At 69.1% G+C, this 13,105-nt stretch carries 11 protein-coding genes and 2 pseudogenes; 10 read left to right on the top strand and 3 right to left on the bottom strand.

What is annotated here, in order from left to right:
• Positions 1 to 61: 61 nt before the first annotated feature.
• Positions 62 to 283 (bottom strand): annotated as a pseudogene (locus tag A5702_RS25420) (ComF family protein); the annotation flags it as partial.
• A gap of 282 nt (positions 284 to 565) precedes the next feature.
• On the opposite strand from A5702_RS25420, the gene hpf reads away from it, so the two are divergent.
• Positions 566 to 1,237: a ribosome hibernation-promoting factor, HPF/YfiA family gene (gene hpf, locus A5702_RS03230; protein ID WP_068218222.1), complete on the top strand. Its 672-nt coding sequence runs from the start codon at positions 566 to 568 to the stop codon at positions 1,235 to 1,237.
• Positions 1,238 to 1,328: 91 nt separating this feature from the next.
• Positions 1,329 to 4,154 (top strand): preprotein translocase subunit SecA, encoded by a 2,826-nt coding sequence (gene secA, locus A5702_RS03225; protein ID WP_068218218.1) that lies wholly within the window; start codon positions 1,329 to 1,331, stop codon positions 4,152 to 4,154.
• Positions 4,155 to 4,163: 9 nt separating this feature from the next.
• Here the strand turns inward: secA and A5702_RS03220 are convergent, their stop codons facing one another.
• Positions 4,164 to 4,697 carry a hypothetical protein gene (locus tag A5702_RS03220; RefSeq protein ID WP_156349390.1) on the bottom strand — a complete coding sequence of 178 codons (534 nt, stop codon included), beginning with the start codon at positions 4,695 to 4,697 and terminating at the stop codon, positions 4,164 to 4,166.
• Between the two features lie 93 nt (positions 4,698 to 4,790).
• Here A5702_RS03220 and A5702_RS03215 point away from each other — a divergent pair, with 93 nt between their 5' ends.
• From A5702_RS03215 to A5702_RS03195, 5 genes are all read left to right on the top strand, one after another.
• On the top strand, positions 4,791 to 5,537 hold the full coding sequence (locus A5702_RS03215) for a hypothetical protein (RefSeq protein ID WP_068218227.1): 747 nt from the start codon (positions 4,791 to 4,793) through the stop codon (positions 5,535 to 5,537).
• A 33-nt stretch (positions 5,538 to 5,570) separates the two neighbouring features.
• Positions 5,571 to 7,118 carry an HD domain-containing phosphohydrolase gene (locus tag A5702_RS03210; protein WP_082955927.1) on the top strand — a complete coding sequence of 516 codons (1,548 nt, stop codon included), beginning with the start codon at positions 5,571 to 5,573 and terminating at the stop codon, positions 7,116 to 7,118.
• Positions 7,119 to 7,187: 69 nt separating this feature from the next.
• Entirely contained in the window at positions 7,188 to 7,943 is a 756-nt protein-coding gene (mddA, locus tag A5702_RS03205) for a methanethiol S-methyltransferase (RefSeq protein ID WP_068218225.1), read from the top strand.
• A 70-nt stretch (positions 7,944 to 8,013) separates the two neighbouring features.
• Positions 8,014 to 8,496, top strand: a complete 483-nt coding sequence (locus A5702_RS03200) for a cation:proton antiporter regulatory subunit (RefSeq protein ID WP_055399072.1) — start codon at positions 8,014 to 8,016, stop codon at positions 8,494 to 8,496.
• A 4-nt stretch (positions 8,497 to 8,500) separates the two neighbouring features.
• Positions 8,501 to 9,658 (top strand): cation:proton antiporter, encoded by a 1,158-nt coding sequence (locus A5702_RS03195; RefSeq protein ID WP_068218212.1) that lies wholly within the window; start codon positions 8,501 to 8,503, stop codon positions 9,656 to 9,658.
• A gap of 5 nt (positions 9,659 to 9,663) precedes the next feature.
• Here the strand turns inward: A5702_RS03195 and A5702_RS03190 are convergent, their stop codons facing one another.
• Positions 9,664 to 10,203 (bottom strand): Rv3235 family protein, encoded by a 540-nt coding sequence (locus A5702_RS03190; RefSeq protein WP_068218209.1) that lies wholly within the window; start codon positions 10,201 to 10,203, stop codon positions 9,664 to 9,666.
• A gap of 175 nt (positions 10,204 to 10,378) precedes the next feature.
• On the opposite strand from A5702_RS03190, the gene A5702_RS03185 reads away from it, so the two are divergent.
• From A5702_RS03185 to A5702_RS03175, 3 genes and pseudogenes are all read left to right on the top strand, one after another.
• A complete protein-coding gene (locus A5702_RS03185; protein ID WP_068218207.1) occupies positions 10,379 to 11,797 on the top strand; it encodes a wax ester/triacylglycerol synthase family O-acyltransferase in 1,419 nt (472 codons plus the stop codon).
• Between the two features lie 43 nt (positions 11,798 to 11,840).
• Complete coding sequence (gene ppk2, locus A5702_RS03180; protein WP_068218204.1) at positions 11,841 to 12,701, top strand: polyphosphate kinase 2; 861 nt, start codon at positions 11,841 to 11,843, stop codon at positions 12,699 to 12,701.
• 73 nt (positions 12,702 to 12,774) lie between these two features.
• Positions 12,775 to 13,105: pseudogene (locus A5702_RS03175) on the top strand (hypothetical protein); the annotation flags it as partial.

Here is a 13,105-nt window from a genome sequence, read left to right as displayed (position 1 = left end):
CCGCCACTGATTTCGCGGAGCTGTTGCGAGTTCTTCACATACTCTTGGCGACCGCCCAGCCTCAGGCGGCCGCGAGCGTCAGCACTGCGGTGACCCGAACCCCCGCCGCCCGCAGTATCCGCACCGATTCGCGGGCCGTCGCCCCGGTGGTGACGACGTCATCGACGATCAAGACCTCGGTGGCCGGGGGCGCGCGGCGCAGCCGCACCCGGCCCGCGACGTTGCGCTCGCGGCCGCCTGAGGCTGGGCGGTCGCCAAGAGTATGTGAAGAACTCGCAACAGCTCCGCGAAATCAGTGGCATGGCGAGGCGAACACGAGCTAACGTCGAGAACAACGTTAATCGACTCACTGGTCTGACTCACTGGTCGCGACATTCCCAGGTTGAGACCCCACTCGCGGGAAGGGGTGAGTATTCGACACCTTGCATCGGCGAGCAGCCTGCAGCGGTGATTTACCGAAAAGACCCGCTCTCCCCACCTCGTCGGCGCGTCGTCAGCAAGCCGGGCACGCAGGGCGCGTGCGACGTGAAAGAGAAACGAGTTGTCACGTATGTCAAGGCTATCCGTGGATTCCGGTCAAATTCTTGACCCACCGCCGACGCAAACCGACGGCCAAGCCCAACCGACGACGACCGAAGCCGAAGTCGTCTTCAAGGGCCGCAATGTTGAAATCCCAGACCACTACCGGGTGTACGTCTCCCAGAAACTCGCCCGCCTCGAACGGTTCGATCGCTCCATCTATCTCTTCGATGTCGAGCTCAAACACGCGCCCAACCGCCGACAGCGCAAGTCGTGTCAACGCGTGGAGATCACCGCCCGCGGCCGTGGGCCGGTGAGCCGCGCGGAGGCCTGCGCGGACAGCTTCTACGCGGCGTTCGAGTCCGCGGTCGACAAACTCGAGAACCGGCTGCGCCGCGCCAAGGACCGCCGCAAGGTCCACTACGGCGACAAGACCCCGGTGTCGCTGGCCGCCGCCACAGCGGTCGTGCCGCCGCCGCGCCCCGAACCCACGCCCGAGCCGCCCGTCGACCATGACGGCGCCGACACCGACCACGAGCCCGGCCGGATCGTGCGGACCAAGGAACACCCGGCCAGGCCGATGACGGTCGACGACGCGCTCTACGAGATGGAGCTCGTCGGGCACGACTTCTTCCTGTTCCACGACAAGCAGACCGAACGGCCGTGCGTGGTGTACCGCCGCCACGCCTACGACTACGGGCTGATCAGGCTGTCCTGAGGTTCGCCGGGTCGACGGCCATCACGCCGTCGTCACCTACCATGGGAGTCGCTTCAAGAGAAGAGACTCCCAACCAACAGGGGACATAGCTGTGCTGTCGAAGTTGCTGCGCCTTGGCGAAGGTCGCATGCTCAAACGTCTCAAGCGGGTGGCTGACTACGTCAACACCCTGTCCGACGAGGTCGAAAAGCTCACCGACGCGGAGCTGCGCGCCAAGACCGATGAGTTCAAGAAGCGGCACGCCGACGGCGAAAGCCTCGACGACCTGCTGCCCGAGGCGTTCGCGGTGGCCCGCGAGGCGGCCTGGCGGGTGCTCGACCAGCGCCCGTTCGACGTGCAGGTGATGGGCGCCGCGGCGCTGCACTTCGGCAACGTGGCGGAGATGAAGACCGGTGAGGGCAAGACGCTGACCTCGGTGCTGCCGGCCTATCTCAACGGCATCGGCGGCAAGGGCGTGCACGTCGTCACGGTCAACGACTACCTGGCCAAACGCGACAGCGAGTGGATGGGCCGCGTGCACCGCTTCCTCGGCCTGGACGTCGGCGTGATCCTCGCGCAGATGACGCCCGACGAGCGGCGGGTGGCGTATGCCGCCGACATCACCTACGGCACCAACAACGAGTTCGGCTTCGACTACCTGCGCGACAACATGGCGCATTCGCTCGACGACCTGGTGCAGCGCGGCCACAACTTCGCCATCGTCGACGAGGTCGACTCCATCCTGATCGACGAGGCCCGCACCCCGCTGATCATCTCCGGGCCCGCCGACGGCGCCTCCAACTGGTACCTGGAGTTCGCCCGGCTGGCGCCGCTGATGGAGAAGGACGTCCACTACGAGGTGGACCTGCGCAAGCGCACCGTCGGGGTGCACGAGCTGGGCGTCGAGTTCGTCGAGGACCAGCTCGGCATCGACAACCTCTACGAGGCCGCCAACTCGCCGCTGGTCAGTTACCTCAACAACGCGCTGAAGGCCAAGGAGCTGTTCAACCGCGACAAGGACTACATCGTCCGCGACGGCGAAGTGCTCATCGTCGACGAGTTCACCGGCCGCGTGCTCTACGGCCGCCGCTACAACGAGGGCATGCACCAGGCCATCGAGGCCAAGGAGCACGTCGAGATCAAGGCCGAGAACCAGACGCTGGCCACCATCACGCTGCAGAACTACTTCCGGCTCTACGACAAGCTCGCCGGCATGACCGGTACCGCCCAGACCGAGGCGGCCGAGCTGCACGAGATCTACAAGCTCGGGGTCGTGCCCATCCCGACCAACAAGCCGATGGTCCGCGCCGACCAGTCCGACCTGATCTACAAGACCGAGGAGGCCAAGTACATCGCGGTGGTCGACGACGTCGTCGAGCGCTACGAGAAGGGCCAGCCGGTGCTGATCGGCACCACCAGCGTCGAGCGCTCCGAGTACCTGTCGCGGCAGTTCCAGAAGCGCCGCGTCCCGCACAACGTGCTCAACGCCAAGTACCACGAGCAGGAGGCCGGCATCGTCGCGGTGGCCGGCCGGCGCGGCGGGGTCACCGTGGCCACCAACATGGCCGGCCGCGGCACCGACATCGTGCTGGGCGGCAACGTCGACTTCCTCACCGACCAGCGGCTGCGCGAGCGCGGCCTGGATCCGGTGGAGACCCCCGACGAGTACGAGGCCGCGTGGCACGAGGAGCTGCCGAAGGTCAAGGAGGAGGCCGGCAAGGAGGCCGCCGAGGTGGTCGAGGCCGGCGGCCTGTACGTGCTGGGCACCGAACGCCACGAGTCGCGACGCATCGACAACCAGCTGCGCGGCCGCTCCGGCCGCCAGGGCGACCCGGGCGAGTCGCGCTTTTACCTGTCGCTGGGCGACGAGCTCATGCGCCGCTTCAACGGCGCCGCCCTCGAGGCGATGCTGAACCGGCTGAACCTGCCCGACGACGTGCCGATCGAGGCCAAGATGGTCACCCGCGCGATCAAGAGCGCCCAGACCCAGGTCGAGCAGCAGAACTTCGAGGTCAGAAAGAACGTCCTCAAGTACGACGAGGTGATGAACCAGCAGCGCAAGGTGATCTACGCCGAGCGCCGCCGCATCCTGGAGGGCGAGAACCTCAAGGAGCAGGCGCTCGACATGGTCCGCGACGTGGTCACCGCCTACGTCACCGGCGCGACCGCCGACGGTTACGCCGAGGACTGGGACCTCGAAGCGCTGTGGACGGCGCTGAAGACGCTGTATCCGGTCGGCATCGACCACCACACGTTGATGCGTCTGGACGCCGACTCCGAGCGCGACGACCTGACCCGTGAGGAGCTGCTCGACGAGCTGCTCAAGGACGCCGAACGCGCTTACGGGGCAAGGGAAGCCGAGCTCGAGGAGATCGCCGGCGAGGGCGCGATGCGTCAACTCGAACGCAACGTGCTGCTCAACGTGATCGACCGCAAGTGGCGCGAACACCTCTACGAGATGGACTACCTCAAGGAGGGCATCGGGCTGCGCGCGATGGCGCAGCGCGACCCGCTGGTGGAGTACCAGCGCGAGGGTTACGACATGTTCATGGCCATGCTCGACGGCATGAAAGAGGAGTCGGTCGGCTTCCTGTTCAACGTGACGGTCGAGGCGGTGCCCAGCCCGCAGGTCGCCCCAGTGGAAACGCCGGAGGGACTCAAGGAGCTGGGAGCCGCGGCCGATCAGGGCGACACCACCCCGCCCACGCGCGAAGAGGCGCCAACCCAATTGCGCGCCAAGGGAATCGAGACCGAGGCGCCGGCCATGACCTACTCCGGCCCGTCGGAGGACGGCTCGGCGCAGGTGCAGCGCAACGGCGGCAACGGTCAGAAGACGCCGGCGGGCGTGTCCGGGGGAGGTTCCCGGCGCGAACGGCGTGCGGCCGCCAGGCAGCAGGGCCGCGGCGCCAAGCCGCCGAAGTCGGTGAAGCGGCGCTAGGGCGCGCCTTTATCTCCCGCCGAGCGTGCGGCGATGCGAGCGGCGCCAGATCGCGCGGCCAACGGCCACGGCGACGCACAGCACGAGCCCGGCGAGCAAGGACTGCAACGCGAAGACCGCGAAGTCGTTGACGTCGTAGGCGCCGCCGTCGCCGACGCATTGGAAGCTCACGCTGGTGCCCGACTGGCCCGGCTTGTAGCTGTAATGCGAAGTGTTGTAAGCCATCTCGTACCCGCTGCGGCAGACGATCGGGCTCATCCACAGCGCGGCCGACGGAATGACCGCGGTCACCGCCGCGCCAACCCCGGCGCACAGGGCGATCACTGCACCCAGTACCGCGACGACGGGTAAGACCCACCCGGCCCCCGCGCGCTTGCGCGTTGGCGCGGCGTACGCGATGGGCTCCGGTTGGCGTCGCTCGACGGATTGATCCCCTCCCGCGGCGGCCCTGGCGTCGGCCAGCTGGCGCTCTAATTCCGCGATGCGCTTTTGCTGCGCGAGCTGGCGTTCCAGTTCGGCGATGCGCTGCTGCGGGTCGTCCATCAGCACATGATCGCACTGCGCGACGGCGCGGCCGCGAGAATTTGAGGCAGCCGCCCCATGCGGTGCGGGCGCGCCCGCGCGCACCATTCACGCATGACCACTTCACGCACCCCGCTGGACGCCGCCACGGCCGTCCTGCGCAATCCCCGCCTGCCCGCCGGAAACGACGAACGCTTCGTCGGCTTCGGCGTGATGGGCCTCCCGTTCGCCAGCGGACACTATCTGGCGCTGCGGCACTTTCCCGCCACGTCGTTCTCGCCCGGCTATCGCTCGGTGTGGCATCGCGACCCCGACGGGGAGTGGACCTTCTACGCCACCACGCCGGGACCGCAGAGCTGCGCCCGCTTCTTCAGCTCGGCGACGCCCAACGACGCGGTGCAATGCGACATCGACGTCGCCTGGGTCACCCCCTGGTCGCTGTTCGTCGAGATCCCGAATCTGCTTGCCTGGCATATCGATATCGGCGCCACCCCGTCGACCCGGCTGATGAGCGCGGTGGGCGGCCGGTTGCCGGCGCGCGCGTGGACGAACCGGGCGATGCTGGCCGCCCTGGGCCGGGCCGCCGGCCCCACCCTGCGCGCCGGCCGGGTCCGGCTCGCGGGAACGGCGCCGAATGGGCAGCGCTTCATGATCGCCCCCGCACAGGTGTGGGCGGTGACGGACTCGCGCGCCGCGTGGCGTGGGGCCGACCTGGGACCGGTCGGCCCACTCCCGGATCAGCCGCGGCTGGCCGGCTTCCGCCCGCCGCAGCGCGGACTGTTCGTCGTCGGCTCGGGGCATTTCGAAACGTTCGACGCCGCCCGCCACCACGGCGTCGGGCGCACTGTGCCAATCGGCTGACCGCGGGCCGATGAGCTGGGCACAATGAGGCCCATGTCGGAGCCCGAATTGCCGACCCGCGCCGAGCTGCTGGCGGCGCTGTCGGTGGCGATCGACCTGGGCCTGGGGCAGCCCGCCGAGCACATGCTCCGGGCGGCGCTCATCGCGACCAGGCTCGCCGACCGCCTCGGGCTCGACCAGGAACAACGGGACTGCACCTACTACACGACGCTGGTCATGTGGATCGGCTGTCACGCCGACTCCCACGAATACGCCCGCTGGTTCGGCGACGACATCGCCGTGCGCCGCGACTCGTACCTGGTCGACTGGTCGGGGCTGCCGTACCTGCGGTTCCTGGCCGGCAACGTGGGCCGCGGCCAGCCGTTGGCGCACCGATTGAGCTTGATGGCAACGCTTTTCGCCAACGCGCGCGGCCACATCTCCCGATTGATTCACTCGCATTGCACCTCGGCGGCCGTGCTGGCCGACCGAATCGGCTTGGGCCCCAGCGTCCAGGCGGCGGTGGCGTTCGCGTTCGAGCGCTACGACGGCGGCGGCCTGCCCGCCGGCGCGCAGGGCGACGAGATTCCGATTCAGATGCGGATCGCCCAGCTCGCCGACATGGTCGAGGTGCACCACCGCAACTACGGTGTGGCCGGGGCCATGGCCATGGTGCGCGACCGGTGCGGCGGCCAGTTCGATCCGAAGGTCGCCGACGCGTTCTTGCGCGACGCGGAGGAGGTCCTGGCCGGCCCGCCGGCCGGCGACGCGTGGGCGGCGGTATTGGCCGCGGCGCCCGAGCAAAGCCGTCTCGACGACCGGTCGCTGGACGCCCTGCTCGTCGCACTCGGCGACTTCGTCGACTTGAAATGTCCGTTCACCCTTGGCCATTCACGCGCGGTGGCCCGGCTCGCCGGGGACGCGGCGCGGGCCGCGGGCGTGGACGCCGACGCGGTGGCGTTGACGCGGCGCGCCGGCCACGTGCACGACCTGGGCCGCATCGGGGTGTCGAATCAGATCTGGTCCCGGCAAGGGCCGTTGACGGCGGCGGAATTCGAGCGCGTAAGGCTGCACCCGTACCTGACGGTGCGCATCCTCAACCAGGTTCCGGCGCTTCGGCAGCTCGCGGAGGTCGCGGGCAACCACCACGAATGCCTGGACGGCTCCGGATATCCGCGCGGGCTCGCCGGGTCGGCGCTCGGCCTGCCGGACCGCATCCTGGCGGCCGCGGTCTCCTATCAGTCCGCCTGCGAGCCCAGGCCGTACCGCGAGGCGATGTCCCCGGACGCGGCGGCCCGGCGGCTGCGCGGGCGGGTGCAGGCCGGCGAGCTCGAGTCGGTGGCCGTCGAGGCGGTGCTGCACGCGGCGGGCCAGCCGGCGCAGCGGCCCAACGTGCGCCCGGACGGCTTGACGCCCAGGGAGATCGAGGTGCTGTGTCTGGTCGCCCGCGGCGCCTCGAACAAGGACATCGCGGCGTCGCTGGTGATCAGCGAGAAAACCGCCCGCAACCACGTCGAGCGGACCTACGCCAAGATCGGCGTATCGAACCGCATCGGCGCCAGCATGTACGCGCTGCGCAACGGACTGGTCAAAAATACCTAGTGGCCCGGCCGGCAAAGATGAGGCAAACGACCTATGGTCGTGCGCTTCCACGCGGCGGACACTAAGCCCATGAAGCGATACTTGACGCTTGGTTACGGCGCCGCGGCGTACCTGCTCTTCCTCGCGGCCTTTCTGTATCTCATTGCCTTCGTGGGCAACTTCGCGGTGCCACGAAGCGTCGACCGCGGGCTCACCGCGCCCCTCGCCGAGGCGATGCCGATCAACGCGGCGTTGGTCGCCCTGTTCGGGATCCAGCACAGCGTGATGGCCCGGCCCGGGTTCAAGCGCTGGTGGGCGCGCTTCGTGCCGTCGGCGATCGAGCGCAGCACCTACGTGCTGTTCTCGAGCGTGGTGCTGGCCCTGCTGTATTGGCAATGGCGAACGATGCCGACGGTGATCTGGGATGTGCGGATGCCCGCGGCCCGCGGGGTGCTGTGGGCGCTGTTCTGGCTCGGCTGGGCGATCGCGCTGCTGGCGACCTTCCTGATCAACCACTTCGACCTGTTCGGGCTGCGGCAGGTGTACCTGGCGTCGCGCCAACAGCCCTACACCAGCATCGAATTCCGCGTCCGCCTGCTCTACCGGGTGGTGCGCCACCCGCTGATGCTCGGCATGGTCATCGCGTTCTGGGCCGCGCCCGTCATGACGGCCGGACACCTGCTGTTCTCGATCGGCATGACGGGCTACATCCTGATCGCCACGCAGCTCGAGGAGCGCGACCTGATCGCGGCGCTCGGCCACCAGTACGCCGACTACCGCCGCGAGGTGTCCATGCTGCTGCCGATTCCGCGCCGGCACAGCACCGAGATGGCGCAGCAGGGCTGATTTCAGCAGTTCTATAGGAGCCCGCCGATCCGGCACCGGCGCCGCCGTCCGACCTGTCAGGATTGACGGTATGGATGTCAAGGAGGTGCTGCTGCCGGGCGTCGGCCTTCGCTACGAGTTCACCGACCACAAGGGCGACCGCATCGGCATCATCGCGCGGCGCAGCGGCGACTTCGAGGTCGTCGTCTATGCCCGGGAGGATCCCGACGAGGCCCGCCCGCTGCTGCACCTCAGCGAGGAAGAGGCCGAGGCGGTGGCCGCCATCCTGGGCGCGCCCCGGATCGCCGAGCGGTTCACCGAGCTGGCCCGCGAGATACCCGGACTCGAGACCGGACAGGTTCACATCCTGGCCAGCAGCCCGTTCGTCGACCACCCGCTGGGCGACACCCACGCCCGCACCCGCACCGGCGCCTCCATCGTCGCGATCGTGCGCAACGACGAAGTGCTCGCCTCGCCCGGGCCGGCCGAAATGCTGCATGCCCGAGACGTTTTGATCGTAATCGGAACCCAGGACGGCATCGCCGGCGTCGAGCAGATCATCGACAAGGGCTGAGCCGGTGCAAGTTTCGTGGGCGCTGCTGCTACAAGTCGGCGCCCTCCTGGCCACGCTGGCCGTATTGGGCGGCGTGGCACGCCGATTCGCGTTGTCGCCGATTCCGGTTTACCTGCTCGCGGGCCTGTCGCTGGGTAAGGGCGGAATCCTGCCGCTGGCCGCCGGCGGCCAGTTCATCACGACGAGCGCGCCCATCGGCGTCGTGCTGCTGCTGCTGACCCTGGGCCTGGAGTTCTCCGCGGCCGAATTCGCCGCCAGCCTGCGGCACCACCTGCCGTCGGCGGGCGTGGACGTCGTGCTGAACGCGACCCCCGGCGCGGTCGCCGGCTGGCTGCTGGGACTGGACGGCGTGGCCATCCTGTGCCTGGCCGGCGTCACCTACATCTCCTCCTCGGGCGTCATCGCGCGCCTGCTGGAGGACCTGCGCCGGCTCGGTAACCGGGAGACGCCGGCGGTGCTGTCCGTGCTGGTGCTGGAGGATTTCGCGATGGCGGCCTACCTGCCGCTGTTCGCCGTGCTGGCCTCGGGCGGCGGGTGGCTGCACGCCGTCGTCGGGATGGTGGCGGCGGTGGCCGCGCTGCTGGCGGCGTTCGCCGCGTCCTACCGCTGGGGCCACCACGTCGGCCGGCTGGTCGAACATCCCGATTCCGAGCAGCTGCTGCTGCGGGTGCTGGGCGTTACCCTGATCGTGGCCGCGATGGCCGAATCGCTGCACGCGTCGGCCGCCGTGGGTGCGTTCCTGGTGGGGCTGACGCTGACCGGGGAGACGGCGAAACGGGCGCGCGAGGTGCTGGGCCCGTTGCGCGATCTGTTCGCCGCGATCTTCTTCCTGGCGATCGGCTTCGCGGTCGACCCGCACGAGCTCATCCCGATGCTGCCGGCGGCGCTGATATTGGCCGTGGTCACCGCGGCGACCAAGGTGGCCACCGGGGTGTTCGCCGCCCGGCGCGACGGGGTGGCCCGGCGCGGGCAACTGCGCGCGGGCACCGCCCTGATCGCGCGGGGCGAGTTCTCGCTGATCATCATCGGGTTGGCGGGCACGTCGATTCCCGCCGTCGCCGCGCTGGCGACGTCGTACGTCTTCATCATGGCGATCGTGGGTCCCGTGCTGGCCCGCTATACCGGCGGGCCGCTGGCGCCCAGCCCCGGGCCCCCGCGCTAGGGGAGTCAACCGATGTGCAGGGCCACCACCAGCCACCCGGCATGCGAGCGCTCGACGCGACAGGCGATGGCGTGGACCCGGTTCCCGCGGCTGTAGGAGCCGAACACCTCGGCGGCGGTGTCCGGGTCGCGGTGACCCGCCGGCTGGAGCCGCAGCCGGCGCAGCACCGCGGCGCCCTGCTGGCCGGCGGCCGAATGGCCCACCGCGACAACGGAATCCATCAGGGTCGGCGTCAGCAACGGGCGCAGTTGGGCGACGGGGCGGCGGCGGTCGATGACTTCGAGCACCCGGCGCAACGCGGCGTCGGCGAAGGTCGCCGCCTGGCGCATCGCCGCCGACATGACGGGGCGGGGCTGCTCCGCGGGTTGCCTGCCGGGCGGAAGGGGGCGGTGCGGCGCGCGCGGGCTGCGCCGGCGCAGCGGCGCGCGCGTCGACGGGCGGCACGCGGGCGCGTTCTGCGATATGTCTTGTGGGGGTGGCTCGTAGTCGACGACGGGTAGGACGGCGAAGGCGCCAGACGGACCCGCGACTGGGCTGGTGTTCACGCGCACTCTCCAACTCTTCGGCCGAACTCGCAAGAGCCCGCTGGAGAGTGGCAGGCAGTCGTCATCATGGCACAACTCGGGCTCGCGCGTGCCCGCGCTCGGCCGGGCGATTACGGTGGGCGGGACATCTCCTTTCCCAGCAGGGCGATGATTCGATGAGGAGGACTGCGCCCACATGGTGACCCGGTTGTCCCCATCGGACGCGTCGTTTTTTCGGCTGGAGAACACGGCCACCCCGATGTACGTCGGATCGCTGTCGATCCTGCGCCGGCCCCGCGCGGGGCTGAGCTACGAGACGCTGCTGGCCACCGTCGAACATCGGTTGCCCCAGATCCCGCGCTATCGCCAGAAGGTCCGCGAGGTCCGGGTCGGCTCGGCCCGGCCGGTCTGGGTGGACGACGCCGACTTCGACATCACCTACCACGTGCGGCGCTCCGCGCTGCCCTCGCCGGGCAGCGACGAACAGCTGCACGAGCTCATCGCCCGCCTGGCCGCCCGGCCGCTGGACAAGTCACGGCCGCTGTGGGAGATGTACCTGGTCGAGGGTCTGGCCAAGAACCGGGTCGCCCTGTACACCAAGTCGCATCAAGCCCTGATCAGCGGCATGGCGGCGCTCGAGATCAACCACGTCATCGCCGACCGCACCAGGCGCCCCCCGGCGCTGCCCGAGGATATCTGGGTCCCGGAACGCGACCCGGGCAACGCGCGGCTGATCTTCGGCGCCATCGGCGACTGGTTCGTGGGGCCGGGCACCCAGCTGCAGGCCGTCGGGTCGGCCATCGGCGGCCTGGTGACCAACCATGGCGAGCTCCTCGCGGCGGGCCGCCGGGTGGTCGATTTCGCGCGGGCCGTGGCGCGCGGCACCGCGCCGAGCAGCCCGCTGAACGCCACCGTCTCGCGGCACCGGAGGTTCACGGTGGCGAGCTGCAACCTCGAGGACTACCGCACGCTGCGCGCGCGATACGACTGCGACGTCAACGACGTGGTGCTCGCGGTGATCGCCGGCGCGCTGGGCAACTGGCTGATGTCACGCGGGGTTGCGGTGTCGCCGACCGCGACGGTGCGCGCCATGGCGCCGCTGCCGATCTATGCCGACGGTCAGCTCGACGCGACCGGCCCTGGGCAGGCCATCAGCCAGGTGATGCCGTTCCTGGTCGACCTGCCGGTGGGGGAGCCGAACGCGGTGGTGCGGCTGTCGCAGATCGCGCACGCCGCCGAGTCGAACCCCACGGGCGCCCGCCTGGTGGACGCCAGGACCATCGTCACCCTGTCCGGGTTCGCGCCGCCCACGCTGCACGCGATGGGCATTCGCGTCGCCACCAGCTTCCCCAGCTTCTCCCGGCGGACGTTCAACCTGCTGATCACCAACGCGCCCGGGGCCCAGTCGCAGATGTACGTCGCCGGCACCAAGCTGCTGGAGACCTACGCCGTGCCGCCGCTGCTGCACAACCAGGCGCTGGCCATCAGCGTGACGTCGTACAACGGCATGCTGTACTTCGGCATCAACGCCGACCGGGAGGCGATGAGCGACGTCGAGTTGCTGCCCGGCCTGTTGAGCCAATCGCTCGAGGAATTGCTGGAAGCTTCCCGGTAATTACCCGGGGTGAAAGCGCTGGCCGGTTCTATCATTCGTTGGTGTGAGTACCGCGACAAAGGGCCCCAAGGCGAAGGCGGCGAAATCCACGCCGCCGAGCGCGCCCAAAATTTCCGCCGACGTATATCAAGCCGAATTGTTCCGGCTGCAAACGGAATTCGTGAGGCTGCAAGAGTGGGTGCGGCATGCCGGCCAACGTGTGGTGATCGTCTTCGAAGGTCGCGACGGCGCGGGCAAGGGCGGAACCATCAAGCGGATCACCGAATACCTCAACCCGCGCGCGGCCCGCATCGTCGCGTTGCCGGCGCCGACCGATCGGGAACGCGGCCAGTGGTATTACCAGCGCTATATCGCCCACCTTCCCGCCAAAGGCGAGATCGTTTTGTTCGATCGGTCGTGGTACAACCGCGCCGGCGTGGAGAAGGTGATGGGATTCTGCACGCCCCAAGAGCATGCGCTGTTCTTGCGGCAGACCCCGATCTTCGAGCAGATGCTGATCGATGACGGGATCCTGCTGCGCAAGTATTGGTTTTCGGTTTCCGCGGCCGAGCAACTGCGCCGGTTCAAGGCGCGACTGAATGATCCTGTGCGGCAATGGAAACTCAGCCCTATGGACACCGAATCGCTGTATCGCCGGGAGGACTATTCACGTGCCAAGGACGAGATGATGGTGCACACCGACACCCCCGTCAGCCCTTGGTACGTGGTGGAATCCGACATCAAGAAACACGCGCGGTTGAACATGATGGCGCACCTGCTGTCCAGCATCTCCTATCACGACGTCGAGCGGCCCCACGTCAAGCTGCCCAAGACGCCGGTGGTGAGCGGGAACTATCAGCGTCCGCCGCGCGAGCTGTCCAGGTACGTCGAGGACTATACGGCGACACTGATGGGGGAGTCGTGACGATCGCAAGAGCGGCGAAGCCGGTCGAGGGGGGTACCTCCCGCTTGCGGGGGACGGGTCGGCAGGAATCGATATGACGGTGGTTTACATACCGGCCACGCTGGCCATGTTGCAGCGTTTGGTCGCGGAGGGCTCGTTGCGGCCCGTCAACGGCACGGCGTTCGCGCTGACGCCGACGCTGCGGGAGTCCTACGCCGAGGGCGACGACGACGAGCTCGCCGAGGTCGCGCTGCGCGAGGCGGCGCTGGCGTCGCTGCGCCTGCTGGCCGACCCGGACGCGGAGGGATCCCTGCCGCCGCGGCGCGCGGTGCTGGCCGCCGAGGCCTCCGACGTCAGCTTCCGGCCCGACCTCGACGACGCCGTGGTGAGACTGGGCGCGCCCGTCGCGCTGGAGGACGTGATCG

This window comes from Mycobacterium sp. E3339, from assembly GCF_001666915.1.
Lineage (GTDB): Bacteria > Actinomycetota > Actinomycetes > Mycobacteriales > Mycobacteriaceae > Mycobacterium.
The sequence above is the reverse complement of the archived record's forward strand: the minus strand, read 5'-3'. Positions and strand labels throughout refer to the sequence as shown.

Excerpts from the sequence above, each read along its gene's own strand:
- A5702_RS03220 (WP_156349390.1), bottom strand. The coding sequence starts at position 4,697 with ATGGACGACCCGCAGCAGCGCATCGCCGAACTGGAACGCCAGCTCGCG.
- A5702_RS03215 (WP_068218227.1), top strand. The coding sequence starts at position 4,791 with ATGACCACTTCACGCACCCCGCTGGACGCCGCCACGGCCGTCCTGCGC.
- A5702_RS03210 (WP_082955927.1), top strand. The coding sequence starts at position 5,571 with ATGTCGGAGCCCGAATTGCCGACCCGCGCCGAGCTGCTGGCGGCGCTG.
- mddA (WP_068218225.1), top strand. The coding sequence starts at position 7,188 with ATGAAGCGATACTTGACGCTTGGTTACGGCGCCGCGGCGTACCTGCTC.
- A5702_RS03200 (WP_055399072.1), top strand. The coding sequence starts at position 8,014 with ATGGATGTCAAGGAGGTGCTGCTGCCGGGCGTCGGCCTTCGCTACGAG.
- A5702_RS03185 (WP_068218207.1), top strand. The coding sequence starts at position 10,379 with ATGGTGACCCGGTTGTCCCCATCGGACGCGTCGTTTTTTCGGCTGGAG.